The organism is Salinigranum marinum (genome assembly GCF_024228675.1).
Classification (GTDB): domain Archaea; phylum Halobacteriota; class Halobacteria; order Halobacteriales; family Haloferacaceae; genus Salinigranum; species Salinigranum marinum.
Window position 1 is genome coordinate 386,880 of record NZ_CP100461.1, and the last position, 24,708, is coordinate 411,587.

Below are 24,708 nucleotides of genomic sequence, written 5' to 3' on the forward strand. Positions count from 1 at the left end.
ACTCGGACGCCGCGACGCCGGCAACGGGCAGCCGCCTCCGCGGTACCATCGAGTAGTAACACTAGGTAAAGAACTTAGTACACGGACGGGAAACGGTCGGCTATGACAAGCGAGCGATCGACCGGGCGGATCCGGTCGCACCTCGGCGAGATGGGCCCCGCGTGGGTCGCGGGCGCGATCGCTGCGGGGCCGGCGACGATGGCCTCCGTGATCACCGCCGGCGCGACGTTCGGCTACGCGCTCCTCTGGGTCGTCGTCGCGAGCGCCGTCCTCGGGGCGGTCGCACAGTACCTCGCGATGCGGCTCGGCCTCCTGACCGAGCGCGGCATCGTCGGCGTCGTCGAGGACTTCTTAGGAGAGGGGTGGGCGTGGCTGCTCGTTGTCGACGTCGTCCTCGCGGCCGGCCTCGCCCAACTGGTGATCATGAAGGGGCTCGCGGACGTCTCCGCGACCGTCACGGGCGTCGACGCCAGGGTGTGGGGCGTCGCGTGGGCGCTCGTCCTCGCGGTCGGCCTCGCGGGGCGGGGCTACCGCTTCGTCGAACTCGTCGCGAAGCTTCTCGTCTCGGGCGTCGTCGTCGCCTTCGTCGCCTCGTTGTTCGTCGTCCCGATCGACCCCGCGGCGGCCGTCTCCGGGCTCGTCCCGACGGTGCCCGCCGGCGTCGACGGCGCGCTCGTCGCCGCGGGCGTCCTCGGCGGCGCGGTCCACATCACGCTCGTGACGATGCACTCGTACACGATGCGCGCGCGGGAGTGGACCCGCGACGACTACGATCTCGCCACCTTCGACATCGCGAGTTCGATGCTCGGCGCGTTCGGGCTGTACAGCCTCGCCATCTTCCTCGTCGCCGCGAGCGTCCTCCACGCGCCCGGGATCGCGGCCGGCGATCTCACCGCGGTGTCGGCCGCCCAGACGCTCGGCCCGCTCGTCGGCCCGGCCGCGAAGTGGCTCTTCCTCCTCGGCCTCTGGGGGGCGGCCGTCTCCACGCTCGGCGGCAACACCATCGTCCCGCCGTTTCTGGTGGCGGACAAACTCGGCTGGGAGACGGACGTCTCCGACGCGCGCTACCGCTGGCTTCTCGCCGGCTTCGCGCTCGTCTCCGCGGCGGGGCCGTTCGTCGGCGGGGCGTTCTTCCCGCTTCTCGTGCTCGTGCTCGCGTTCGGTCTCGTCGGCACGCCATTCGCGCTCGTCGTCGTGCTCGTGCTGCTCAACTCCGACGCGGTGGCGGAGCCGACCCCGTGGCTCGCGAACCTCGCCGGGGTCGTCCTCCTCGCCGTGACGGCGACGACGGCCGGGTCGTTCGTCCAGAGCCGTGTCACGGCGGGCCTGCGCGACCCCATGACGCTGTTCGTCCTCGGCTTCGCCGTCGTGCTCTCGCTCGCGACGGTCGGCCTCGTCGTCAAGTTCGTTCGAGACCGCACGCGCCCACGCGGGAGCCCCGCGGGCGGATAACGGTGGGCGACGTGCCGACTGACGCGGATCAGGGCGATGAGCAGACCGGGACGGATCAGGGCGATGAGCAGACCGACGCGGATCAGGGCGACGAGCCGACCGGGACGGACCGGAGGGCCGAGCGGGGAGCACCGTGGCTCGACGACCCCGACGGCTCGATTCGCCCCGCGGGGACGACGCTCCTCGTCGGCCCCTCGAACGTCGGCAAGACGACGCGGACCGCCCGCGCGCTGGAGGCGTGGGTCGCCGCGCGCGGCGCGAGGGGCGTGGTCGTCTTCGACTTCGGCCCCGAACTCGAGCGCGACGGACGACTCCTCGGCGGTCGCCTCGGCCGGTTCACCGACCTCCTCGACGACGCCGAACCGATCAGCGTGGCGGGCCGCACGACCGTCCGGCGCTCGGCGGACGGGCTCTGGTACGGCGTGCTCGACGCGCACGCCCCCCGTACCGAGGGCGGGACCGCGACCGAGGCGGTCACACTCGCCCGCGAGAACGCCCGTGGCGCTGCGCGGCTGCTCGCCCGCGCGCCGTCGACGCCCCGGGCCGTTTTCGTGAACGATGCGACTATCGCGCTCCAACACCCCACGGGCGACCCCGACCGTCTCCTCTCGTACTGTGCCCGAGCGGACGCCGCGGTGGTGAACGCGTTCGAGAGCGACGAACTCGGGACCGACGACCGCGTCTCGCGACAGGAACGGGGAGCGCTCGACGCGCTCGTGGCGGGGGCCGACCGGGTCGTCCGCCTCCCGTGACCCGGTGGCGGCGGACACCCACGGCTCGCGGGCGCTCGATGGCGGTGCGGCCACGTCCGAAGACCGGGACTCGGAAGGGGGGGAGAAGACGGGGGGTTGGGGAACGAGTCCCGGCGACCGTCTACCGGGTTTCGTTCCAAATAAAATTATTGTTATAGTGACTGTTGCCGACAGACCGACGACGACTGCCGGGGAACACGGCGTCGACGCAGAGACCCGATCCAGCGACACCGGGGCCGACGTGGCAGTTCACTGCCGACGACGCCGACTACGTGTACTGCTCGCAGATGCGACGTAGCCCCTCGCGGAACGTGATCTGCGGCTCCCAGCCGGTCGCCGCCCGCATCTTCGAGATGTCGGCCATCGTGTCGTGGACGTAGACGTACTCGGGGATCGGGTTCTCGACGTACGTCGGGTCGACATCCGTTCCCAGCTCCTCGTTCAGCAGCTCTACCACCGTGTCGAAGTCGTAGCTCTTGCCGGTGCCCAGGTTGTAGATCCCGTCGAGTTCGTGCTCCGCGGCGGCGACGAGTCCCCGGACGATGTCGTCGACGTGCGTGAAGTCGCGCGTCTGCGTCCCGTCGCCGTAGATCTCGGGGGAGCGCCCGTTGGCGATGTCGTCGGCGAACTGCGCGAGGATGTTCGCGTACTCGCCTTTGTGTCCCTCGTTGCCGCCGTACCCCTGATACACCGAGAAGAAGCGCATCCCCGCCATCGTCATGTCGTAGTGGTGTGAGAAGTACTCGGCGTAGCGCTCCCGCCCCAGCTTCGACGCCTCGTACCCCGTGCGCGTCTCGACGTCCATGTCCTCGGGCGAAGGCTCCGTCCGATCGCCGTAGATCGACGACGTCGACGCGTACACGACCGTGTCACAGCCGTCGTCGCGCGCCTGCACGACCGTGTTGACGAACCCCTCGATGTTCACTCTGACCCCTTTCTGGGGGTTCTCCTCGTGCATCGCGTACGAGGAAAGCGCCGCGAGGTGGAACACCACGTCGATTCCCTCGGTGGGGAGGTCCTCGGCGAGGACGCTCGTGTCGACGAACTCCACGTCCGAGACGAGGTTCTCCGGCGTCCCGAGATACTCGTCGTCGACCGCGATGACCTCGTTGTCCGCGGCCAGCGTGTTCGCGAGGTTCGAGCCGATGAAGCCCGCGCCGCCCGTCACCAGAACCGTCTGTCCTTTCATACGCGTGGATGTCAGGCGAACCGATAAAAAAACGGCCGGATCCGTTCTCACACGGTAGAACGTGACGGGATGTTCATCAGATCGGGTGAGTCGGCCACGAACCGAACGGAAACCGGTGGACTGCGCTGCTGTCGACACGAGCGCGCCGCCCCCGTGCGGAACGATACCGTTCAGTGACATCCTCCTCGCCGTCTACCGCGAGGAGGATGTCACCCCGACGACCGCATCGCCGACCTGGTCGACGACGGCGTCGTCTGAGAGGGACCGTTGCGACTGTTTCTCGGTGCCTCGCAACTGTGCCGACGAGACACCGGTGATGACTCGCAACTGTCCCGACGAGTCGCCGACTTCGGACGACGCCGTTTTCTGCCCCCTCCCTCTCGTGTGCGACACAGTGGAGGACGGACGCAGGTGAACGACGGATGACCGACCCGGACCGGACGGTGCTCGTCACCGGGTCGTCGTCGGGGCTCGGCCGCGCAACCGCCCGTCGCTTCCGCGACGCGGGGTGGACCGTCTACGCGACCGCGCGCGATCCCGCCGACGCCGCCGGGCTCGCCGACCGCGGCTGCCACACGCCCGCGCTGGACGTCACCGACGACGCGGCCGTCTCGCGGGTCGTCGGCGAGGCGGCGGCCGACGGCCTCGACTGCCTGGTCAACAACGCCGGCTTCGGGCAGTACGGCCCCGTCGAGGACGTGCCGACGGACCGCCTCGCCCGACAGTTCGACGTCAACGTCGCCGGCCCCCACAGGCTCTGCCGGGCGGCGCTGTCACACCTGCGCGAACGCGAGGGCACGATCGTGACGCTGTCGAGCCTCGCGGCGCACGCGTCCTTCCCCGGCGCGGGGGCGTACTGCGCGTCGAAGGCGGCCGTCGAGGCACACCACGACGCGCTCCGGGCCGAACTGTCGGCCGATGCGGGCGTCGACGTCGTCCTCGTCGAGCCGGGCCCGGTCGATACCGGCTTTCGGGCCCGACGCGAGCGGGAACTGGACGCGCTCGATCCCTCGCCGGCGTACGCCGCCGTCTACGACCGTCATCGCGGCGAGACGACTCGCGGTGCGCTGTTCGGCGCGACGACGCCTGTCGACGTCGCAGACTGCATCTTCGACGCGGCGACGCAGCCGGATCCACCGGCCCGCGTTCCGGTCGGCCGACGTGTGCGCGTCGCCTGCGCGCTGGCTCGATACGTCCCCGACGCGTGGCGCGAGCGGGTGTACGACTGGCTGTGACCGGCGGCGTCGTGGCCGTGGTCAGGCTGCGGCGTCGTCTCCGGCGTCCGGCTCCGGCGGGTCACGCACCGGACACCGGACGTGCAGCCGACCGCCGTGCCCGTCGGAACGGATCAACTCGCCGCCGGCGGTCGTCGTCACCCACCGGAGCACCCAGAGACCGAGCCGGTCGGCGTGTCGGAGCGGCGTCTCGTGGCCCGCCTCGATCACCGCCCAGTCGGACTCGGCGAGCCCCGGGCCGTTGTCGGAGATGGCGATATCGACGACGTCCGCGGTCGCGTCGTGTGTCGCGACGATCGACACCGACCGCTCCTCACGAGCGTTGTCGCTGAGGAGCATGGCGACGTAGTCGACACAGCCGAGCGACAGTGATTCGGCGCTGAGGTGGACGGGATCGGCGGGAACGTCGATGCGGACCGTCACGTCGGGGTACTGCTCGTTGAGCTCCGCCCGGACCGATTCGAGGATCTCCGAGACCGTGCGGACGTCGGCGTCGGGCGAGTCGTCGCCGAACACGTGTTCGACGTGTCCGACCTCCTCGCTCAGGGAGACGAGCCGTTCGACCGCCCGACGGACGCGGTCGATCGCCTCCGTTCGCTCCGCCCCGTCGGTCTCCCCCAGCGCGGCCGTGTAGCCGTCGATGATGTTCAGCTCGTTGCGGAGGTTGTGCCGCAGGAGTCGGTTGAGCACGTTCACCCGTTGCTCGTGGAGCTTTCGGGGCGTGATGTCCGTCTGGAACCCGACGAAGTGTGTCACGTCGCCGTCGCCGTCGCGAACGGGGGCGATGTCGACCTTGTTCCAGAAGCGCTCGCCGTCGCGCGTGTAGTTCACCACGTCGACGCTCACCGGCTCGGCCGCTCCGATCGCCGCCCGCATCTCCCGGACGGTCGCCCCGTCGGTCCCCGCGCCCTGCAGGAACCGGCAGTTCCGCCCGACGACCGCCTCCCAGTCGTAGCCGGTGAGCGCGAGGAACGCGTCGTTGGCGTACACCAGCGGGTGGTCGTCCGCCGCGTCGGCGATGGTGATGCCGATGGGTGCCTCGGCGATCGCGCGGTCGCGCACGCGGAGCTCCATGAGCGCCGTTTCGAGTTCAGCCTCCCGATCGGCGAGCCGGCGGCTCTGCCGCCGCCTGACGAGGAGGTTCCGGAGGCGGGCGCGGAACGCGGCTTTCGACAGCGGCACCGGGATCACCTCGTCGACGGCCGTCCACGTCTCGGGTCTGGCGGCCGCGTCGCACGGGTCGACCAGCACCACCGGCAGGAAAGCCGGGTCGGCGGCGGCCCGACGAGCGACGATCTCCCCGCGGTGGCGGTCGAGCGACTCCCGGTCGACGATGCAGAGGTCGACGTCATCCGAGAGCGCGTCGACGTCGGCGGTCGCCGTGACAGTCGCCTCGGCGTCGAGCGACTCCGCGAGCAGTCGGCGGTTCCGACACTCCCGCAGGAGCAACAGGACGGTCGGCGTCGATCCGTCCGCGAAGAGCCGTCCGAGCGGTCCGACGGACGTCCCGTTCGCCTCGGTCAGCCCCCCTGGCTGGTCGTAGCTGCCGTCGCTGTCGGGCGGTCGCGCGTCGCCAGGGTGGTCGGTCATGGTTAGTCTCGCGTGGCCGTGAGGGCGGTGAGCAGCGTTCGGATCACGTCAGGACGGTCCCGTCCGGTCGGGCGGCCCGTCACCCTCGACGTACTCGGGCGTGCCCTCGAGGATCCCCCGAAGCGACCGGAGCGGCTCGCCGACCTTGATGCCGTACTCGGTGATCTGGAACTTCCGGAGCGTCCGCTCGAAGTCGCTCGTGCGTTTCTTGAGGACGCCGATGGCCTTCCGCAGTTCGCCGTTGATCTCGAGGTAGCGGAGGAAGACGATGTTGTCGGCGATGTAGCTGACGCCGCCCCGCGTGGCCCGGAACTCGCCCGTGACGGTCTCCGAGGAGTCGACCAGGAGCGTCGTGACGCCGCGCGAGCGGAGATACCGACAGAGCGCGCCGAGTTCGCGCGCCAGAGTGTCCTCGGCGTCGCTCTGCAGGGAGAGCTGGTAGCCGTCGATGCCGTCGATGAGGACCACTCGGACGTCCCGCTCTTCGACCTCTTCGCGGACCATCGCGGCGAACTCCGCCGGCGACTGGGTGAGGGGCTGGACCTCCTCGATGGCGAGGGTGCCCCGATCGACCATCCTGCTGACGGGGATGTCGACGGCCGTACAGCGCGTGGTGAACGTCCGCGTGTCCTCCTCGAACATGTAGATGACCGAGCGCTCGCCGCGCCCGGCGGCCTCCTTCATGAACTGCGCGCCGAGTGTCGTCTTGCCGACCCCGCTCGGGCCGTTGAAGATCGTCACGCTCCCCCGTTCGAGCCCGCCGCCGAGGAGCTGGTTCACCTCCGGGATGCCCGCCGACACCTCCTCGGCGGTGAAGTCGATCGCGTGTCCGTCCGGCACGAGAACCGGATACACCCGCATCCCGTCGTCCGTGATCCGGACCGCGTGGGCACCGTTTCGCGTGCCCGACCCGCGGAACTTCGACACCCGGAGCCGGCGGCCCGCGTCCGTGTTCGTGATCTCGAACGTCCCGTCGCTGAGATACTGCAGATCCTCGTCGGGGACGGCCGCCGTCGCCTGGGAGGTAAAGACCAGCGTCACGCCCCGATCGCGGAGAAACCGGAGGAGCGAGGAGACCTGCTGGCGAAGCTGGTAGGTGTCGGGCGAGAGGTGCTGGAGCTCGGAGAGCGGGTCGATGAACATCCGGGTCGGCTCGACGTCTTCGACCGCGTCGACGATCGCCGACCGGAGCGACGGGCCTTCGACCTCGTCCGGCAGGAAGAGGTCGTACTCCCGCTCCTCGGTGAAGAGCTCCGCATCCGGGCTCAGATCGAGGAAGGTGACGCCGTCGGTGTCGATCCCGACCGCGGCGGCGTTGCGAGCGATCTCCGCCGCCGGCTCCTCGAGGTTGACGTAGAGCGCCTCGCCGTCACCGCTGGTGAGAAAGTGCAGGCCGAGGATCGTCTTTCCGGTCCCCGGGTCCCCGCCGACCATGTAGCTCCGATTCGCAATGAGACCACCACCGAGTACCTCGTCGAGACCGGCGATCCCTGTCGGGACCCGACCGTCAGGGGTAGCTGACATTACCTGGTCGACGACACCGGCCTGTATATTCTTTTGGGCGCTATACGGCGTCTTCACGCGGTCGTTTTCCGCCCTGGCCGGTCCGGTCGACACGCGTGTCGACGCCCGGAGCGAGCGGCGCGGCGTCGGGTGGGCCGTGCGGTTCGTTTCGCGGGCCGAGGGTCGGGGACGGTGACCGCGGCGGGACACCGACTCACGAACATACAAATACTGCCCAGCACATCGGCGTGTCATGGACGGGACGCTCGACGGAACGGCCGCGAGGATCACCGACGCGGGGACGGTTCCGACCGTGGCCCCGACGGCCGTTCGCCGTCCCCTGCCCGCATGAACCAGCTCAGATACATCGGCGTCCGGATCCTCCAGACGGTCCCCGTGTTGTTCGGCGTCTCGGTCGTCGTGTTCGCCATCATCCACTCGGCTCCGGGCGATCCGATCGTGAACCTTCTCGGCATCGAGGCCACCGAGGGGAACGTCGACCGGCTCCGGCGGCAGTACGGCCTCGACCAGCCGATCTACGTCCAGTACCTCGAGTGGCTCGCCGGGGTGCTCCAGGGCGACCTCGGGCGCTCGATCACCCAGAGCCGACCCGTCGCGAGCCTCATCGCCAGCCGGCTCCCGGCGACGCTGTTTCTCGCCATCGCGTCGATGCTCGTCGCGGTCGCCATCGCGGTCCCGGCGGGGGTCGTCAGCGCGGTGAGGAACGGAACCCCCACTGACTACGCCGTGACGGCGGGCGCGCTCGCCGGGGTCTCCGTCCCGAACTTCTGGCTCGGGCTCGTGCTCGTCTTGGTGTTCGCCCGCACCCTCGGGATCGCCCCCCCGGGCAACTACGTCTCGCCGCTCGCCGACCCGGTCGCGGCGGTCAGACACGTCGCGATGCCCGCGGTGACGGTGGGCACGGCCTTTGCCGCGCTGCTCGCCAGACAGACACGGTCGTCGATGCTCGACGCCCTCTCGACGGAGCACGTCCGGATGGCCAAGTCCAAGGGGCTTCCGTCGCGGACCGTCTTCGTCCGCCACGCGCTGAAGGGTGCGCTCCTCCCGGTCGTGACCGTCGCCGGCCTGCAGTTCGGCTACCTCCTTTCGGCGACGGTCGTCGTCGAACAGGTGTTCGCGTGGCCCGGCATGGGCCGACTCATCTGGCTCGCCGTCCGCCAGCAGGACTACCCCACGCTCCAGGGCACCGTCCTCGTCGTCGCGACGCTGTTCGTGGCCGTGAACCTCGTCGTCGACCTCGCGTACGCGTATCTCGACCCACGGGTGGGATCCGCGTGACGCCCCGGCCGCGCCGCACGCGCGTCTGGCGGTCGTTCCGGAGCCACCCACCCGCTGTGGCCGGACTCGCCGTCGTCGCGGTCGTCACGGTCGTCGGCGTCGTCGCGTTCGTCGACGACGCCCTGCTGGGCAACGCGCTCGTCACGGCCGTCTGGCACAGCCCGTTCGATCCGGCGTTCGTCCCGCTCGCCCCGCCCTCTCCCGCCCACCCGTTCGGAACCGACAGCCTGGGGCGGGACGTCCTCGCGCGGACCGTCTACGGCGCGAAAGTGTCTGTCCAGGTCGCTCTTACTGCCGTCGTCGTCGCCGCCGTCGTCGGCTCCCCCCTCGGGATCGTCGCGGGCTACGCCGGCGGCACGGTCGAGACGGTGCTGATGCGCCTCGTGGACGTCCTCCTGGGCTTTCCGGCGCTCGTCCTCGCCATCGGGCTGGTCGCCGCGCTCGGCTTCAGCCTCACCAACGTCGTCATCGCCCTGGGGGTGGTGTACGTCCCGCAGTTCGCCCGCATTGCCCGGAGTTCGGCCCTGTCGGTGTCGGAGGAAGAGTACGTCGACGCCGCCCGCGTGCTGGGCTACTCGCGGACGCACATCGTCTTCCGCGAGGTGCTCCCCAACAGCGTCTCCCCCCTGCTGGTGCAGGCATCGTTGCTCATGGCCTTCGCCATCATCGCCGAGGCGTCGCTGTCGTTCCTCGGGCTCGGCGTCCAGCCGCCGACGCCGACGTGGGGAGCGATGGTGTCGGCCGGCAGCGGCTACCTCACCTCGGCCCCGTGGATCTCGCTGTTCCCCGGGGGCGCCATCTTCCTGTCGGTGCTCGGCTTCAACCTCGTCGGCGACGGCCTCAGAGATGCTCTCGACCCGCGCGACGTCTCCGAACGGAGGTTCTGATCGTGACTCGCAGGGACACCTCGACACCGGCTCCACGGGGTGACACCGGTGCGGAGCCGGTGCTCGCCGTCGAGGGGTTGACGACCGAGTTCGCGACCGACGACGGCGTCGTCCGCGCGGTCGAGGACGTGAGTTTCGAGCTGTACCCCGGCGAGACCTTGGGAATCGTCGGCGAGTCCGGATCGGGAAAGAGCGTCACAGCGCGGTCGATCGTGGGCCTGCTCGACGACACCGGCCGGATCGCAGCCGGGTCCGTTCGGCTCAACGGGACGGAGCTCACGACCCTCTCCGAGCGCCGGCTCCAGCGCGTCCGCGGCACCGAAATCGCGATGGTGTTTCAGGACCCGACGGCGGCGCTGACGCCCGTGGTCACGGTCGGAACGCAGCTCGTCGAGACGATCCTGACCCACCAGGACGTCACGAAACGCGAGGCACGCGCCCGCGCCGTCGACCTCCTCGAATCGGTCCGGATTGCCGACCCCGAGGCGGTCGTCGACGCGTACCCCCACCAGCTGTCGGGCGGCCAGCGCCAGCGCGTCCTCGTCGCCATCGCGGTCTCCTGTGACCCCGACGTGCTCATCGCCGACGAGCCGACGACGGCGCTCGACGTGACGATCGAGGCGCAACTCCTCGACCTCCTCGACGAAGTCGCCCGGGAGCGCGATCTGAGCGTCGTCCACATCACCCACGACCTCGGCGTGATCGCGGCGGCGGCCGACCGCGTCGCCGTCATGTACGCGGGGCGGTTCGTCGAGACGGGCGCGACCGACGACGTGTTCGGCTCGCCGAGACATCCTTACACCGCGGGGCTGCTCCGGGCGACTCCCCGGCTCGAAGACGTCGAACCAGAACTCCTCGCGGGGAGCGTTCCCACGCCCGAGTCGCGGCCGCGTGGCTGTAACTTCGCCCCGCGGTGTCCGCACGCGACCGACGCCTGTCTCGCCGACGACCCGCCGTTGAGTGCGCTCGACGGGCACGACCTCGACGAACGTGACCTCGGCGCGGACGGGCTCGACGGACGCGACGCCGGTGGACGCGGCGCACGCGCGGTCGCCTGCGTCCGAACGGAGGCGATCGGCGCGCTCGACCCGACGCCGCCGGCGACCCGCGACCGACGAGCGGGAGCGAACCCGGGGGAGACGCTCGTCGAAGCACTCGGCCTCCGAAAGGAGTTCAGCGCCGCGTCCGGGCTCGTCGACCGGCTCCTCCCCGGCGGCGACCCCCCGGTGCAGGCCGTCGACGGCGTCGACCTCGCGCTGCGCGAACACGAGACGGTGGCGCTGGTCGGCGAGTCCGGCTCCGGCAAGACGACCCTCGGACGGCTGCTCGTCGCCCTCACCGACCCCACTCACGGGGCGGTCCGCTTCGCGGGACGCGACCTCACCGCAGTCCCCGACGCCGAACTCAGAGGCCGCGTTCAGTTCGTCTTTCAGGATCCCAGCTCGTCGCTCAACCCCCGGCAGACGGTCGGCCGAATCCTCCGGTACGCGGTCGAGAAACACGACGACAGCGACGGAGACGCCGAAGCGCGCGTCGTCGAACTCCTCGAGGAGGTGGGGCTCGATCCGGCGACGCGGGACCAGTACCCCCACCAGCTGTCGGGCGGGCAGAAACAGCGCGTCGCCGTCGCCCGGGCGCTGGCGGTGGACCCCGACGTGCTCATCGCCGACGAGCCCACGTCGGCGCTCGACGTGAGCGTCCAGGGACAGGTGCTCCACCTCCTCGACCGGATCCAGCGCGAGCGCGGCCTGGCGATGCTGTTCGTGAGCCATGATTTATCAGTAGTGAGACACGTGTCCGACCGCGTCGCCGTGATGTATCTCGGGCGGATCGTCGAGGTCGGCGCGACCGAGGCGCTGTTCGAGACGCCGCTGCACCCCTACACCGAGGCGCTCATCAGCGCCGTCTCGTCGCCCGACCGCGGAGACGAGTCCGAGCGGATCGTCCTCGACGGGGAGATCCCCGACCCGAAAGCGCCACCCACGGGCTGTAACTTCGCCTCGCGCTGCCCGAAAGCGATGGACGAGTGCCACGGCCGCGACCCCGACCTGGTCCCGGTCGAAGACGACGGGGACCTCGACGGACGAGAGGTCGCCTGTCTGCTCCACAGCGACGCGACGCGGTCGGAACCGTCACGCTGATCCGTTCGAGCCGGCGGCGTCGACAGAGCCCGGGACCGGCCTCGACTGCCCGCTTTCGCGACCCTCGACCGACGGTTCCGACCGTCCGACAGGGGAGGAACACATATGTTACCACACCTCGAACAGTGTGGAACAGTAGACGAGAAGGCAGTTCAGATGGAGACCGTCACACAACAGCGGACGGACCCCGCCGTCCGCGACGACCGCGTCCTTCCCGTGACCCGATGGGTCGCACGCCTCATCGTCCCGTTCCTCGCCGCCGCGTTCCTGGTTCTGTACGGCCTCCCGACCCGGACGACCGAGCTCTTCGCGTGGACGATCCGGCCCGAGATGACGCCCATCGTCATGGGTGCCGGCTACGGGGCGGGCGTCTACTTCTTCTACCGGGTGTCGACCGCCGACGCGTGGCACACGGTCGCGCCCGTCTTCCTCGGTATCACGACGTTCACCTGGTTCATGGCCGTCGCCACCGTGCTCCACTGGGAGAACTTCAACCACGGGCACCACACGTTCGTCCTCTGGGTCGTGCTCTACGCCCTCACACCGGTGGTCGTGCCCGCCGTCTGGGCGCTCAACCGCCGGACCGATCCCGGCGCGTCCGGGGCGGAGACGGTGTCTCTCCCGCGATTCGTCCGTCTCCTCGGTGGCGGCCTGGGCGTCGTCCTCGCGATCACCGCCGTCGTGCTCTTCGTCAGCCCCGGCGCGATGATCGACGCGTGGCCGTGGACGGTCTCACCGCTGACGGCGCGGATCCTCGCCGGGTGGTTCGCGCTGTTCGGTGTCGTCGACGCCGTCACCGTGCTCGATCCGCGTTGGAGCGGTGCCCGCATCCTGGTCCAGAGTCAACTGCTGGGGTTCACACTGGTGCTCGTCGGCGTTGCCCGCGTCCCGGACAACTTCGACCCGTCGAACCCCCTGACGTGGGCGGTCGTCGGCGGGATGGCGCTGTACCTCTGTGCGATCGCCGCCCTGTACGCCTGGATGGAAACCCGGTGAAATCGCGGTGCCGCCTCGCGTTCCGGCCGCCCGATGGCCTCGTCACTCCACGCTCGCGGCGTCGAGCGACCGGAACGAGCCGTTGGGGTACTGCTCGAAGCCGGAGATCCGCGTCGAGATGCCCTGGATGCGCTGTGGGTAGTCGGTGTAGATCGAGTACGCCTCCTCGTACGTGAGCCGCTGGATGCGGTCGATCAGCGCCGCCCGCGCCTCGGGATCGACCGCGCGGCGCTGGTCGTCGAGCAGGGCGTCGAGCTCGTCGTTGGCGACGTTCCAGACGTTCAGCCCCTCGCTGTGGTACAGATACAGGAGGGTGTCCGGGTCGCCGAACCAGGTAAAGTTCGAGATGGCGACCTCGAAGTCGCCGCTCGTCTCCTGCGACCAGAAGGTGTTGCCGTCGAGGGACTGGATCTCCGCGTCGACGCCGATCTCTCCCCACATCGCCTGGACGAGCGTCGCGGTGCGCCGGTGGCGCGACTGCGTGGAGGTCTTGATCTCGAGCGAGAGGCCGTCGCCGTAGCCTGCATCCGCGAGCAACGCCCGGGCCCGTTCGGTGTCGCCCGTCGGGTGGTTGAAGTCCGAAACCGCGTCGTTGTACTGCGGGAACGAGTCGGGGAGGATCGACGTTCCCGGGGTCCCGAACCCCTGTAAGACCGTCTCGACGATGCGCTCCTTGTCGATGGCCCACGCGAGCGCGCGGCGCACCCGCCTGTCGCCGAGCGGTTCGACGTCGGTGTTGAAGTCGACGCGGCCGGCGCTCACGCCGGTCGTCGTGATCACCCGCGCGTTCCCGGCGGCTTCGACGCGCTCCGTGAACTGTGGCGGCATCCGGTCGACGAGGTCGACGTCGCCCGTCTCCAACTGGGCGACCTTCGAGGAGTCCTCGGGGAGGATATGGAACTCGATCCGATCGATCGCGGGTCGGCCCCGCCAGTAGTCGTCGTACGCTTCGAGGACCGCCCGGTTGCCCGACTCCCACTCGGTGAGTTCGAACGGGCCCGTCCCTACCGGATTCTGGTTGTACGCGTCGCCGTGTTCGTCGATCGCCGTCTTCGACAGCGGCCACATCACGGCGTGGATCTTGTACAGAAGCGGCGCGAACGGCTCGGAGAGGTCGAACCGGACGGTGCGGTCGTCCTCGACGACGACGTCCTCGACGGCCGCGAGGTCGCTCCGCCGCGGGTTCTCGTTGGTCTGGATCCAGTCGTAGGTGTACTTCACGTCCGCGGCGGCGAACGGCTCGCCGTTGTGGAACGTGACGCCCTCCTCGAGTTCGAAGACGTACTGGGTGTCGCTCTCGCGGCGCCAGTCGGTCGCGAGATCCGGAACCACCCCGGCGTCGGCGTCGAGATTGACGACGTTGTCGGACAGCAGCGTGTACACCTTGTTCGAGTCGAAGTCGGTATCGCGCGGCGGGAGGAGGTCCCAGCCGCCGTTGGCGATGCCGATCCTGACGACCGTCTCCTCGTCCGTCCCGGCGGCGGTGTCGGCCGATCCCGCCGTCCCGCCTCCCGAGCCACCGTCGTCACCGGCGTCGCCGCTCGCCCCGCCTCCCGAGCCACCGGCACAGCCCGCGACCCCCGCGAGCCCGGTCACACCGACGCCAGCGAGGAACCGCCGACGACTCGGCGTCATCCACCCTCGTGTGTGGTCGCTTCCCATGGCAGTACACGGAGTATCCGAACCGCGTTGATAAGTCTTCCCACCCGTGAACGGCCGAGTCGGCACCCGTACGGTCCGAACGGTTTTTGCCGCGGGACGGACTCCCCCCGAGCGTGGACTGGTCGCACGGGCCAGTCAGGGCCCACCCATGATCACGAAAGCCGAACTCTACGACGCGGTCGACGAGCGCGAGGCGGAGCTCGTCGCGTTCATGCGCGACTTCCTCGCCATCGAGACCGAGAACCCCCCGGGGCGGAACTATGCCGAGGGGGCGGCGTTCCTGGCCGGGGCGATGGAGCGGCGCGGCTACGACGTCGAGGAGGTCCGCGTCCCGTCCGACGTGGTCGCCCGTCACTACCCCGACCGGACCGACCACGAGCGCGTGAACGTCATCGGGCGACAGACCGGCGGTGCGGAAGAAACGGGCCACGACACCGGGGATGACGCGAACGACGGGCCTCACGTTCACTTCACCGGCCACTTCGACGTGGTCCCCGCGGGCGAGGACTGGTCGACCGATCCGTACGACCCGGTCGTCGACGAGGGCCGCATCTACGGCCGCGGCGCGTCGGACATGAAATCCGGCATCGCCGCGAGCCTCTTCGCCGTCGACGCGCTCCGCGCCGTCGGCCCTCCGCTCCCGGGGACGATCACCCAGAGCATGACCGTCGACGAGGAGACGGGCGGGTTCACCGGGCTTGGCTTCCTGGTGGCGGAGGGGTACGTCTCGCCCGACAACACGGACTTCTGTGTGTACACCGAGTGTTTCGACTCCTCGCGCGTCTGTCTCGGCCACCGTGGCGTCCTCAAGTTCCACGTGACGGCGACGGGAACGAAGGCCCACGGCTGTATGGCGCACGACGGACACAACGCGATCACCGTCATGAACGACTTCCTCACCCGGATCGAAGCCTACCGCGAGGAACTTCACGGGCGGACGACCGACCTGCCGGTGACGCCCGTCGAGTCGCGCCACGCGGACGTCTCGGCGACGATGCTCGACGCGGGCTACTCCGAGAACGTCGTCCCCGACCGGTGTCGGGCGACCTTTTACCGAGTCCTGGTCCCCGGCGAGACGGTCGAGGCCGCCCGCGAGGAGATCCGCGCGCTCATGGCCGAGACCGAGTCGGCCCTCGAGAGCGACCTCTCGTACGACGAGATCATGTACGCCGAACCGACCGCCGTCTCGGAGGAGTGCACCGTGGCACGGACGTACGTCGACCACGTCCGCGACTTCCACGCCGATCCCGCGTTCGTCGTCTCGCCGGGCTCGGACGATCAGCGGTTCGTCGTCAACGACGCCGGCATCGAGGAGTGTATCGTCTACGGCCCCGGCCTCCTCGACCAGGCGCACGTCGTCGACGAGTACGTCCCGATCGAGGAGGTCCTCACCGCGGCGAAGGTGATGGCCGTCTCGACGGCGGACCTCATGGGGGTGCTCGCGAGGTGAGCGACGCGACCGGGCTCTGCCGCCCGCCGGACGCCGTCGTGGCCGCGGCCCGTGCGGCCGCCGACGACCGGGACGGCGCGGCCGCACACGTCGTCGTCGCCGACCCCGCGGCCGACGGGGACGCGACGCTCGAAGACGGACGGTACGAGGGTCCCGACGCGGTCGCCTGTGGCCACCTCGCCGCGGCGCTGTCGGTCGCTGACGCGACCCCCGGAGTGAGGCTCCACCACGGCGACGTCGATCTGACGGCCGAGGGGGCGTGGCTCGTCCTCGCTCCGCTCGACGGGCTGATCGCGACGGTCGCGACCGGCACCGCGACGGCGACAGTGACGGTTCCGATCGACGAGCCGGCCCGGATCCGGCCGGTTCGCGCTCGCCTCGACGCCGTGCTCGCGGCCGCCCGTGCCCGGCACGACCACTACCCGGTCGCCGACGACGAGCGAGGCGTGTTCCGGACGGGGATGACGACGTTCTCGTTCCGCGAGACGATTCGGGAGAGCGGGCTGCTTCGGGTCCGCTTCGACGTGTCGACGACGCCCGCGACGACGCGGAGCGAGGTCACGGAGCGATTCGCGTCGCTCGCCATCTCCGACCCCGGCGACGGCGACGAGACGAGTGCGTTCGAACCGAGCGGCGTCGACGTCACGTTCGAGGCCGGCGTCGAACGCGCCGATCCGAGCGTCGACGTCCGCGATGCCGTCGAGACGGCCCACCGGGCGGTCGTCGGCGACGCGGGGTACGAGTGGCTCGCGCGGCCGACCGTCTTCTCGCGACTTCCCTCGGCCGAAAAGGTCGCGTTCGGCGGCGGGCGGCCCGGCGATCGGTTCGACGGCGACGACTTCGAGCGCACGCGCGCGCTCCTCGAACGGGTCACAGAGCGCGTGTCGGGTCGGGAGGGGCGGGCGTGACGCCGAACGCCGACGTCCGGACGCTCGCCGAACCCGTCGCCGGCAGCGAGGTCCGGGTCGAACCGAAGGCGACGCCGGGGATCGAGATCAACGGGATCCCGGCCGACCTCGCCCACGTCGTCAAGGCCGACGTCCGGGTCGATCTCGCGGCGGCCGACGGATCGAATCGGGGCACGAACCGGGCGTTCGTCGTCGAACACGTCCTCGGGCCGCTCGGCCTCCACGGGGTGACGGCCGCTCGCGTCGAGGGCCTGACCGAGACGTGGGCGTTCGCCCGCCCCGAACACCGCTTTTGTTACTCGACCGGGCTCCCCCCGTCGAGCGTCGTCGGCCACCCTGCGGGACTGCCGAATCCCGACCTGGCGGCGGCGCTCGGGCGTATCGACCTCGTCGGGCAGCCGTCGACCCGGACGACCGTCTCCGAACCCGTGACTGCCGAGACCCGGGGCGGTCGGCTCACACTTCGCCCGCGAGAGTACGGTTCGGGGATCCGCTTCGAGGCGTCGTACGGCGAGGCGTCGCTGGTGGTCGAGGTCGACCCTCTCGAAGGAGCCGACGACGCGCTCGTCGAGCGGGTGACGACGAGCACGACGCCGTACCTGTCGCCCGACGGCGGGGAGGGGGTCACACACGCCATCGCCGACCTCGTCTCGGACGTCGCCGTCCTGGGTGGGTTCGACGACCTCGTGGTCGAGGCCGATCTGGCCGAGGCGTACCACACGCTCACGGTCGGGGCGGTGCGGACGGCGCACGAGACGGGCGTCGTCGTCGACCGCGACGGCTGAGACGAACTGCTGTCGGTCCCGACCGGATTTATGGGACTGTGCACGGAATCCAGTACGGTGATGTCCTCCCTGTCCGTCCACGATCACCTCCGACCGGTCGACGCCGACCTCCCCGACGGCGCCTACCGCGTCGTCGGAACGGCCGACGCGACCGTCACGCTCCTCTTGATCGTGGACGCCGACGGCGAGCGGATCCACAGCGGCGAGATCTGGACGGTCGCCCGCGGCGATCTCGACGGGTTCGAGCGCGTCGACCGCCCCGACGGAACACGTCCCGTCGGACGGGTCGGCGTGTCACTGCTGGAGGCGGCCTACTGGTCGGTGCGGGCGTTCGTCCAGCAACTGGCCGCCCATCCGCTCCCGTCCGCCGCCGCAATCGCGCTCGTCCTGGCGGGTTCCGTCGGACAGCGGGCCGCTCCGCTCCCGGATCTCGCCTTCGGTGTGTCGATACTCGCCGGGAGCCTCGGGCTCGCGTACGTCGGCAGCGGCCGGCTGTCGTAGCCGTTCCCATCGCGTCTCCCCGTCGGCGTCGCGCGGTGGCCCGTTGCTCGCCACCCGGTCGGGCCCGAACACGGACGCAGCGCTTCACCGACCGGGAGTACCGGACGACTACGACCGTCGCCGTCGGAAAGGGCCGAACGTCTCGTCTAGACACGGTCTACTCCGGCGAAAAGTATCCGTAACCTGATACTCTGCCGTGTAGACTGGCTATAACTAAGTGAAACACTCTCGCTCTCGACAACGGGTTAACAAAATGACAGAAGAACGAAGCGACCGCGATCGGCCGCTCAGCCTCGACAGACGGGACGTCCTCCGCACGATCGGTGGCGCGGCCGCCGCCGGCGCGCTCGCAACCCCGGTCGGGACGGGGCGGGCGGCCGCCGACTCCGGCGGTTACTCCGCCGTCCAGGGGGATCAGTGCGTCCCGATGACGCCGTTGTCGGGCGATCAACCGGTCGAAGAACTGTACGACCTGCGGATCCCCGATCGGTTCACCGGGGACAACGGTGCGACGGATCCGGGGTCCGGACCCTACTACGGTTCGGTCGGCACCGAGGACCTCCAGCAGGAGGACACGACGATCACGTTCCTGTACGACGGCCCGGACGGGCTGAGCCTGGTCGTCGTCCACGGCGCGTTCGGCGGCGACGGCGGACGGGGCGTCTCCTGGACGCTGCGCGGCGACAGCCTCGCGGACGGTGAGTGGACCGTGAAGGACGACTTCTACCTCGACCAGGACACCGGCGAGCCGGCGGGCTCGAACTACGACCGCTGGGACGTCTCGGGGAACACACACACTATCGACTGGACCTGGGGCAGCTCGGGAACCGACGGTGGTGCGCTCCGCCCGCTCGGCGACGGCTTCGACCTGACGATCGACCCCGCGTACAACGAGGACGCTGCCCTCTGGGGAGACAACTACTACGACGGCGAAGTGACCGACTGGCAGGTCCTCTCGTTCCCCGACGGGCGAAGCAGTCCCGAGCGGACGTCGCTCGCGCTCGACGAGAGAGTGACGATCCGTTCACGAGCGTGCGACAGCACCGTCGAGGCCGAGATCGACGTCCGCTCGCGGATCAATCCGAAGAGCCGGGGCGTCGTCCCCGTCGCGCTCTTCGGCACCGACGAGCTCGACCCGGAGGACGTGGCAGTGGGCACACTCCGGTTCGGACCTCCGGGCGTAGTCGGCGAGGGAGACGGTGCCCGAGCCGCACACGGCGGGCACCTCGAAGACGTCGACGGCACCGGCGGCGACGATCTCGTGCTCCACTTCCCCACGCCTGACACCGGCTTCGACGGCGGCGAGACGACGGCGAAACTCGTCGGAGAAACGACCGACGGGAGGCGCATCGTCGGAACGGACGGGGTGACGGTACAGGCTCCCGAAGACGACGAGGGCGAACGCGGTGAGAGCGGTGAGGCCGACGAAGACGATCAGCCCGGTGAGAGAAACGACGAGGGCGAACGCGACGAGGAGGACCGATCTACCGAGGAAGACGACGCGGAAGGCGAACGCGGTGCGGACGATCAGGGCGAGGAAGAAAACGATCGGGAGGGGGAAAGCGGCGAGCCAGAGGGGAAAGAGAACGGACGAGGTGAGGAGAACGGCAGGGGGCGGAACGACGAGAAGGGAGAGAACGGACGAGGTGACGAGAAGGGAGAGAACGGACGAGGTGACGAGAAGGGAGAGAACGGACGAGGTGACGAGAAGGGCAACGGGAAGAACGACCAGAACGGCGGAGGAGCGAACGGAGCGGGCGACTGACACGACGCGCTGGTCGCCGAACTGGTTTCGCCCTTGAGGTTCGGGCCGCCGAGAGAGCGATACGGCAGTACACCCGATACCCTCCGGAGAGAGCACCATCGGGAGCGCCGCGTGAGCCGGCACCTGTGCTGCCTCGTGAGAACGGGCGGGGGGTACGCTGAGATACCCTGGCGGGCATCTCCCCGTCCCATTCTTCGCTGAAGCAGTGGGACCGCTGAGAATCGAACTCGGTTCGTCCGATTCTCACCGGTGGACTCGACACGCGGCGCACGCTCCTCACTTTGTTCGTCGGTGTTGCCGCGAGAACTGAAGTGGGACCGCTGAGAATCGAACTCAGGTCCTGCGGACCCCATCCGCAGAGGATACCACTACCCCACGGTCCCGCGTGGTGTATGTCGACGAAAGCCCGTCCCCGGGTTAAGCGCTTCGCTTCCCTACCGCCGTGCGACGCAGACGCACCCGGGGGTCAGTCGCTCGGCGATCCGATGTCGCGTTCGAGGAACCGGCCTTCTCGCCTCCCGAGCGTGCCGGGCGGAACGTAGACCGATCCACCCCTCAGACCAGCACGCGCTCCAGCGAGACCACCTCGCCGCGTTCGGCGTCGGGATCGCCGACCAGGCGGCCGAGACAGACCACACTGCCGTCGGGTGTGTAGCAGGCGACCAGGTCGCCAGCCTCGATGTCGACGCCAGTCCCGGTCTCCGCGACCGGTTCGCGCGCGGGGTCGACGCCGATGACGCCTGGCGCGTAGACGGGCGCGCCGGTCGCGACCTGCTCGGCGGCGGAGGGCGCGATCGTGACCCGTGGGAGGTGGACGAGTGCGCGCTCGGCGGGCGAGATGGCGTCGCGGAACGGTCCCTCGTCGCCCCCGTCGGCGAACGCGACCGCGTCGGCGAGGTCGTGCATCGTCACGAGCGAGGTGTCGTCGAACGGCGTCGTCGTCGTTCGGCGGAGGTGGCCCATGTGCGCGCCCGTCCCGAGCGCGAGGCCGAGGTCGTGACAGAGCTTTCGAATATAGGTCCCCGACTCACACCGGAGCCGGAGGAGCACCTGTCTGTCCTTCGTGTCGAGCACCTCGATCGCGTACACCTCCCGAACCCGGAGCCGGCGGGTGACGGCGCTCTTCCGCGGGGGTTTCTGGTACAGCGGGCCCTCGAACTCTTTTATCACGCTTTCGAGATCGGTGGGGGCCGGCCCGTGGAGTTCGAGCACGGCGACGTACTCCTTGACGCCCTCGAGAAACACCTGTGCCATGCGTGTCGCGTCGCCCAGGAGGACGGGCAGACAGCCGGTCACCTTCGGGTCGAGCGTCCCCGCGTGGGCCGCGCGGTCGACCCCGACGAGGTCGCGGACCCACGCGGCGACTTGGTGTGCGGAGGGGCCCGGCGGCTTGTCGACGTTGACGACGCCGAACGTCTCGACGTCCGACCGCGGGCGATCGGCGGGTGGGGCACGGAGAGACACGGGCGTTAAAACTCGTAGATGACGCCGTCGACCGGAGCCTTCCCTTCGTCCGAGTTCGGATCGTACGAGTCGACGGCGGTGGTGAGCATCCCCAACACTCCTTCGGGACTCCACCGCGCGGTGTTGTAGACGATGTCGTAGATCGACCGGTCGTCGATGTCGATGTTGTAGTACTCCTGATAGCGCTTGGCCTCGCTCCGCTCGCGGCGGTGGGTCTCGTCGTACGCCGTCTCGAACGGCTTGTCCTCGCGGTCGGCGATGCGCTCGGCGCGGATGTTCAGCGGCGCGTCGAGCCAGATCTTGATGTCGGCCTCGTCGCCCGCGAGCCAGCCCGCGAGCCGGGATTCGAGCAGGACGCCGTCGCGCTCGCTCGCGATCTCGTACAGCCGTCGGTCGAGGTCGCGGTCGATCTGTTCGTCCTCCTCGGCGAGTTCGTTGAACTCGACGGGCGAGAGCCCGCGCTCCTCGGCGAGCGAACGGAAGATGTCCCCGCCCGAGATGTGCTCGAGATCGAACGCCTTCGCCAGGGCGGCGGCGGTGGTGCTCTTCCCGCTGCCGGGGGGCCCGGAGACGGTGAGTAACATATCGATAGTCGGCCCGGCGTGCTAAAAGACACTGTCGGTACGCGGAGCCGCCGGCACGAGGGGCGAGCGTGTCGCCCCGTCGAACGCCGTGCGCCCGATCAGGACGACGACGCGGTGGGCGTCATGTCGATGTTGAGCCCCTTGCGGATGATCTGGGTGAAGCCCATCGAGCAGAGGAAGTACCAGACGATCCACGCCTGGATCGGGCCGAGCACCTGGTCGGTCCAGGCGACCTCGCCCACGAGCGGGAGCACGAGGTTCTGCAGCGGGACGTGCGCCTCGGCGTTCGCGCCGATGCCGATGCCCCAGTACATCCAGAGGAACACCGGGATCGTGAAGAACATGATCCACACCATCGGGCGGAACTGCTCTTTGAACATGCCCATCTGGTCGCCCATCGCCTCCATCTGCTCTTCTTGGATGCGGTCGAGCTCCGCGTCGTTCCCCTCCTCTTTGGCCTTTTTCCGCCGGTTCTGGATGTCTTTCATCCGATCCTGATACTTGGACATCTTCTCCATGTCCATGAGGTTCGCCTGCAGGAGCGTCGAGTACAGTCCCGTCGCCAGCGCGAGGATCATCACCACGGCGTAAAACGGCATGAGCTCCGCCAGCGGCCCCAGCGCGACGTCCATGGCCGTGCCGATGAGGTTCCGCAGCGGGGCCCACGAGTAGCCCGCGAACAGGGCCACGGTCACCACGGCGGCACCCTTGTCGTACTTCGACCACGAGGAACTCTCGACCTCGTCGTCCCCCGAGGAGGTGGACGTGGTGGTCGACGCGGCCGCCGCGTCGGTCGAGCCGTTGAGGCCCGCGCGGACCTCCTCGGTGTCGGCGAGGCGGAAGCCGGCGTCACCCTCGACGAGGATCCCGCGCTCGATGAGCCGGCCCCACTGCCCGCTCGTGAGGTCGCCTTTCACGTCGACCCACGTCACTTCGCCCTCGGCGTCGCCGTCGACGTGCGAGAGGACGGTCTCGACCGCCGCCCGCATGCCGTCGTCGTCGCCGACGAGGTCGCGCACCTTCTGCTCTGTCCGTGCCATTGCCCCGACGTAGGCAACCAGCCGTTATGAAGCTTTTACTCTGGCGCGCGGCCGACGCACCCGTGACGACCCGTCGACGCCGGACGTCTCCCCGTTCGACCCCCGTCACCTGCCGCGGTATCCGAGCGTCGAGATCGGAGAGTTGGACGTGGTCTCAGGTGCGCCGCGTCCAGACAGCAGATCGTTTTTACGCGCGGTCGCGCGTCGCGTCGGTCACGTCGTCCACGTCCGACATCCTGTTCGGGTCGTCGCCGTCGATCCTGTCCCCGTGGGTTCTGTCTCCGTCGATCCGGTCGCCGTTCAGCGAATCGTCTCGTGTCGATCGCGTCCAAGTCGTCGCGTCGCCCACCGTCTCGGCCTCCAACAACCGTTCGACACGGCGCTCGAACGCCGCGTCCGTCAGCCGACCCTGGGCGTACTGACGCCGGAGGGCATCCAGTGCCTCGTCGTCCGAATCTCTCTCCGGCCCCGTTCCGGCCGCTGCGGGACCGGCGTCTCGGTCACGGCGGGCGGTGTAGGCGACCACGACCGGCAACACCCCGCCGAAGCCGACGGGGAACGCGACCCAGAAGTACGGCACGCCGAGCGCCATCGCCCCGAACGCGACCGCGAGGATCGAAAGCGTCGTCAGTCCGGCGACGGCCGACGTCCGTTCCGAGAGCTCCGCTCGCTCGCCTCTCCGGGGAGAGTCGGCCGACGGGGGAGCGATCGATCGAGATGACATCCTGAGTGAACGCTCAATCCGCGGCGTGATAAGCGTTTTGAGTGAACGCTCAGTCAACACGTCGACGAGTGAACACGCACTTATAATCGCGAACGCTGTACACGAGCGATGAGTGATCGCCCCCCCTCGGCCGCCCGGGCGGAGGTCGTCCGGGCCGTCGAGCGCGCACTGTCGAAACACGGCTACGCCGGCCTGACGACGAAGAACGTCGCCGCGGAGTCCGCCAAGAGCGAGGCGTTCTTCTTCTACCACTACGACACGAAGGACGATCTGGTCGTCGCCTTCCTCGACTGGGCCATCGAGCGCAACCGCGAGCGACTCGCCGGCCTCGACGACGACCCCGTCGTGCGGCTGTACGACGCGCTCGACGTGCTGGTGGGCGACCCGACCGACGACGTCGACCGCGGGATCAACGTCGCCATGATGGAACTGCTCTCGCACGCCCCGCACAACGACCGGTTCCGCGAGCGACTCACGGCGTACGAACAGTCCGTCATCGACCTGTTCGTCGAGATACTCCGCGAAGGGGCTGAAGAAGGCGTCTTCCGCGACGTCGCCCCCGAGGACGTCGCCGGCTACCTGCTCGTGACCGCCAACGGCACCGCGGGGGCAGCGATGGCGCTTCGGATGGACGCGGTCGACGCCGCGGTCCGGCGCGAACTCGACCGGTACCTCCGCACGACCGTTCTCCGCGAGGACGTCTCCCCACCGGCGGACGTGCTCTGATACATAGTGCGAGCGCATACCCGCGTCTTCAGGCGCGGGAGGAGGTCAACCGCCC

The 24,708-nt window shown here is 69.5% G+C and carries 21 protein-coding genes and 1 tRNA gene; 13 read left to right on the forward strand and 9 right to left on the reverse strand.

What is annotated here, in order from left to right; translation table 11 throughout:
* Positions 1 to 102 precede the first annotated feature (102 nt).
* Positions 103 to 1,452 carry an NRAMP family divalent metal transporter gene (locus NKJ07_RS01740; protein ID WP_425504709.1) on the forward strand — a complete coding sequence of 450 codons (1,350 nt, stop codon included), beginning with the start codon at positions 103 to 105 and terminating at the stop codon, positions 1,450 to 1,452.
* A gap of 158 nt (positions 1,453 to 1,610) precedes the next feature.
* Positions 1,611 to 2,204, forward strand: coding sequence for a hypothetical protein (locus tag NKJ07_RS01745; RefSeq protein ID WP_425504780.1), 594 nt, complete (start codon positions 1,611 to 1,613; stop codon positions 2,202 to 2,204).
* A 268-nt stretch (positions 2,205 to 2,472) separates the two neighbouring features.
* On the opposite strand, the gene NKJ07_RS01750 is transcribed toward NKJ07_RS01745, so the two are convergent.
* Positions 2,473 to 3,393, reverse strand: coding sequence for an NAD-dependent epimerase/dehydratase family protein (locus tag NKJ07_RS01750; protein ID WP_318568878.1), 921 nt, complete (start codon positions 3,391 to 3,393; stop codon positions 2,473 to 2,475).
* A 422-nt stretch (positions 3,394 to 3,815) separates the two neighbouring features.
* On the opposite strand from NKJ07_RS01750, the gene NKJ07_RS01755 reads away from it, so the two are divergent.
* Positions 3,816 to 4,628 carry an SDR family oxidoreductase gene (locus tag NKJ07_RS01755; RefSeq protein ID WP_318568879.1) on the forward strand — a complete coding sequence of 271 codons (813 nt, stop codon included), beginning with the start codon at positions 3,816 to 3,818 and terminating at the stop codon, positions 4,626 to 4,628.
* A gap of 21 nt (positions 4,629 to 4,649) precedes the next feature.
* On the opposite strand, the gene NKJ07_RS01760 is transcribed toward NKJ07_RS01755, so the two are convergent.
* Positions 4,650 to 6,218 carry a PAS domain-containing protein gene (locus NKJ07_RS01760; RefSeq protein ID WP_318568880.1) on the reverse strand — a complete coding sequence of 523 codons (1,569 nt, stop codon included), beginning with the start codon at positions 6,216 to 6,218 and terminating at the stop codon, positions 4,650 to 4,652.
* Between the two features lie 48 nt (positions 6,219 to 6,266).
* On the reverse strand, positions 6,267 to 7,742 hold the full coding sequence (locus tag NKJ07_RS01765; protein WP_318568881.1) for an ATPase domain-containing protein: 1,476 nt from the start codon (positions 7,740 to 7,742) through the stop codon (positions 6,267 to 6,269).
* A 327-nt stretch (positions 7,743 to 8,069) separates the two neighbouring features.
* Here NKJ07_RS01765 and NKJ07_RS01770 point away from each other — a divergent pair, with 327 nt between their 5' ends.
* From NKJ07_RS01770 to NKJ07_RS01785, 4 genes are all read left to right on the forward strand, one after another.
* Complete coding sequence (locus tag NKJ07_RS01770) at positions 8,070 to 9,020, forward strand: ABC transporter permease (protein WP_318568882.1); 951 nt, start codon at positions 8,070 to 8,072, stop codon at positions 9,018 to 9,020.
* Entirely contained in the window at positions 9,017 to 9,907 is an 891-nt protein-coding gene (locus tag NKJ07_RS01775) for an ABC transporter permease (protein WP_318568883.1), read from the forward strand. Before NKJ07_RS01770 ends, NKJ07_RS01775 begins: the two co-directional genes overlap by 4 nt.
* A 2-nt stretch (positions 9,908 to 9,909) precedes the next feature.
* Positions 9,910 to 12,048, forward strand: coding sequence for an ABC transporter ATP-binding protein (locus NKJ07_RS01780; RefSeq protein WP_318568884.1), 2,139 nt, complete (start codon positions 9,910 to 9,912; stop codon positions 12,046 to 12,048).
* A 105-nt stretch (positions 12,049 to 12,153) separates the two neighbouring features.
* Positions 12,154 to 13,044 (forward strand): hypothetical protein, encoded by an 891-nt coding sequence (locus NKJ07_RS01785; RefSeq protein ID WP_318568885.1) that lies wholly within the window; start codon positions 12,154 to 12,156, stop codon positions 13,042 to 13,044.
* Between the two features lie 42 nt (positions 13,045 to 13,086).
* On the opposite strand, the gene NKJ07_RS01790 is transcribed toward NKJ07_RS01785, so the two are convergent.
* Positions 13,087 to 14,706: an ABC transporter substrate-binding protein gene (locus tag NKJ07_RS01790; protein WP_318568886.1), complete on the reverse strand. Its 1,620-nt coding sequence runs from the start codon at positions 14,704 to 14,706 to the stop codon at positions 13,087 to 13,089.
* A gap of 148 nt (positions 14,707 to 14,854) precedes the next feature.
* On the opposite strand from NKJ07_RS01790, the gene NKJ07_RS01795 reads away from it, so the two are divergent.
* From NKJ07_RS01795 to NKJ07_RS01815, 5 genes are all read left to right on the forward strand, one after another.
* On the forward strand, positions 14,855 to 16,156 hold the full coding sequence (locus tag NKJ07_RS01795; protein WP_318568887.1) for an ArgE/DapE family deacylase: 1,302 nt from the start codon (positions 14,855 to 14,857) through the stop codon (positions 16,154 to 16,156).
* Positions 16,153 to 17,064 (forward strand): hypothetical protein, encoded by a 912-nt coding sequence (locus NKJ07_RS01800; RefSeq protein WP_318568888.1) that lies wholly within the window; start codon positions 16,153 to 16,155, stop codon positions 17,062 to 17,064. The genes NKJ07_RS01795 and NKJ07_RS01800 overlap by 4 nt, the downstream gene beginning before the upstream one ends.
* A complete protein-coding gene (locus tag NKJ07_RS01805; protein ID WP_318568889.1) occupies positions 17,061 to 17,849 on the forward strand; it encodes a hypothetical protein in 789 nt (262 codons plus the stop codon). The genes NKJ07_RS01800 and NKJ07_RS01805 overlap by 4 nt, the downstream gene beginning before the upstream one ends.
* Before the next feature lie 60 nt (positions 17,850 to 17,909).
* Positions 17,910 to 18,350, forward strand: coding sequence for a hypothetical protein (locus NKJ07_RS01810; RefSeq protein ID WP_318568890.1), 441 nt, complete (start codon positions 17,910 to 17,912; stop codon positions 18,348 to 18,350).
* Positions 18,351 to 18,603: 253 nt separating this feature from the next.
* Entirely contained in the window at positions 18,604 to 20,115 is a 1,512-nt protein-coding gene (locus NKJ07_RS01815) for a hypothetical protein (protein WP_318568891.1), read from the forward strand.
* Between the two features lie 312 nt (positions 20,116 to 20,427).
* On the opposite strand, the gene NKJ07_RS01820 is transcribed toward NKJ07_RS01815, so the two are convergent.
* From NKJ07_RS01820 to NKJ07_RS01840, 5 genes are all read right to left on the reverse strand, one after another.
* Positions 20,428 to 20,498: transfer RNA gene (locus tag NKJ07_RS01820), tRNA-Pro, on the reverse strand.
* A gap of 172 nt (positions 20,499 to 20,670) precedes the next feature.
* Positions 20,671 to 21,579 carry an RNA-guided pseudouridylation complex pseudouridine synthase subunit Cbf5 gene (locus NKJ07_RS01825; RefSeq protein WP_318568892.1) on the reverse strand — a complete coding sequence of 303 codons (909 nt, stop codon included), beginning with the start codon at positions 21,577 to 21,579 and terminating at the stop codon, positions 20,671 to 20,673.
* A 5-nt stretch (positions 21,580 to 21,584) separates the two neighbouring features.
* A complete protein-coding gene (gene cmk / locus NKJ07_RS01830) occupies positions 21,585 to 22,163 on the reverse strand; it encodes a (d)CMP kinase (RefSeq protein WP_318568893.1) in 579 nt (192 codons plus the stop codon).
* A gap of 98 nt (positions 22,164 to 22,261) precedes the next feature.
* Positions 22,262 to 23,203 (reverse strand): DUF106 domain-containing protein, encoded by a 942-nt coding sequence (locus NKJ07_RS01835; RefSeq protein ID WP_318568894.1) that lies wholly within the window; start codon positions 23,201 to 23,203, stop codon positions 22,262 to 22,264.
* 187 nt (positions 23,204 to 23,390) lie between these two features.
* Positions 23,391 to 23,927 (reverse strand): DUF1707 domain-containing protein, encoded by a 537-nt coding sequence (locus tag NKJ07_RS01840; RefSeq protein WP_318568895.1) that lies wholly within the window; start codon positions 23,925 to 23,927, stop codon positions 23,391 to 23,393.
* A gap of 108 nt (positions 23,928 to 24,035) precedes the next feature.
* On the opposite strand from NKJ07_RS01840, the gene NKJ07_RS01845 reads away from it, so the two are divergent.
* Complete coding sequence (locus NKJ07_RS01845; RefSeq protein WP_318568896.1) at positions 24,036 to 24,653, forward strand: TetR/AcrR family transcriptional regulator; 618 nt, start codon at positions 24,036 to 24,038, stop codon at positions 24,651 to 24,653.
* Positions 24,654 to 24,708: the final 55 nt, after the last annotated feature.

Excerpts from the sequence above, each read along its gene's own strand:
- NKJ07_RS01750 (WP_318568878.1), bottom strand. The coding sequence starts at position 3,393 with ATGAAAGGACAGACGGTTCTGGTGACGGGCGGCGCGGGCTTCATCGGC.
- NKJ07_RS01840 (WP_318568895.1), bottom strand. The coding sequence starts at position 23,927 with ATGTCATCTCGATCGATCGCTCCCCCGTCGGCCGACTCTCCCCGGAGA.
- NKJ07_RS01845 (WP_318568896.1), top strand. The coding sequence starts at position 24,036 with ATGAGTGATCGCCCCCCCTCGGCCGCCCGGGCGGAGGTCGTCCGGGCC.
- NKJ07_RS01785 (WP_318568885.1), top strand. The coding sequence starts at position 12,154 with ATGTTACCACACCTCGAACAGTGTGGAACAGTAGACGAGAAGGCAGTT.
- cmk (WP_318568893.1), bottom strand. The coding sequence starts at position 22,163 with ATGTTACTCACCGTCTCCGGGCCCCCCGGCAGCGGGAAGAGCACCACC.
- NKJ07_RS01740 (WP_425504709.1), top strand. The coding sequence starts at position 103 with ATGACAAGCGAGCGATCGACCGGGCGGATCCGGTCGCACCTCGGCGAG.
- NKJ07_RS01755 (WP_318568879.1), top strand. The coding sequence starts at position 3,816 with ATGACCGACCCGGACCGGACGGTGCTCGTCACCGGGTCGTCGTCGGGG.
- NKJ07_RS01795 (WP_318568887.1), top strand. The coding sequence starts at position 14,855 with ATGATCACGAAAGCCGAACTCTACGACGCGGTCGACGAGCGCGAGGCG.
- NKJ07_RS01790 (WP_318568886.1), bottom strand. The coding sequence starts at position 14,706 with ATGGGAAGCGACCACACACGAGGGTGGATGACGCCGAGTCGTCGGCGG.
- NKJ07_RS01765 (WP_318568881.1), bottom strand. The coding sequence starts at position 7,742 with ATGTCAGCTACCCCTGACGGTCGGGTCCCGACAGGGATCGCCGGTCTC.
- NKJ07_RS01770 (WP_318568882.1), top strand. The coding sequence starts at position 8,070 with ATGAACCAGCTCAGATACATCGGCGTCCGGATCCTCCAGACGGTCCCC.
- NKJ07_RS01760 (WP_318568880.1), bottom strand. The coding sequence starts at position 6,218 with ATGACCGACCACCCTGGCGACGCGCGACCGCCCGACAGCGACGGCAGC.
- NKJ07_RS01810 (WP_318568890.1), top strand. The coding sequence starts at position 17,910 with ATGTCCTCCCTGTCCGTCCACGATCACCTCCGACCGGTCGACGCCGAC.
- NKJ07_RS01815 (WP_318568891.1), top strand. The coding sequence starts at position 18,604 with ATGACAGAAGAACGAAGCGACCGCGATCGGCCGCTCAGCCTCGACAGA.
- NKJ07_RS01835 (WP_318568894.1), bottom strand. The coding sequence starts at position 23,203 with ATGGCACGGACAGAGCAGAAGGTGCGCGACCTCGTCGGCGACGACGAC.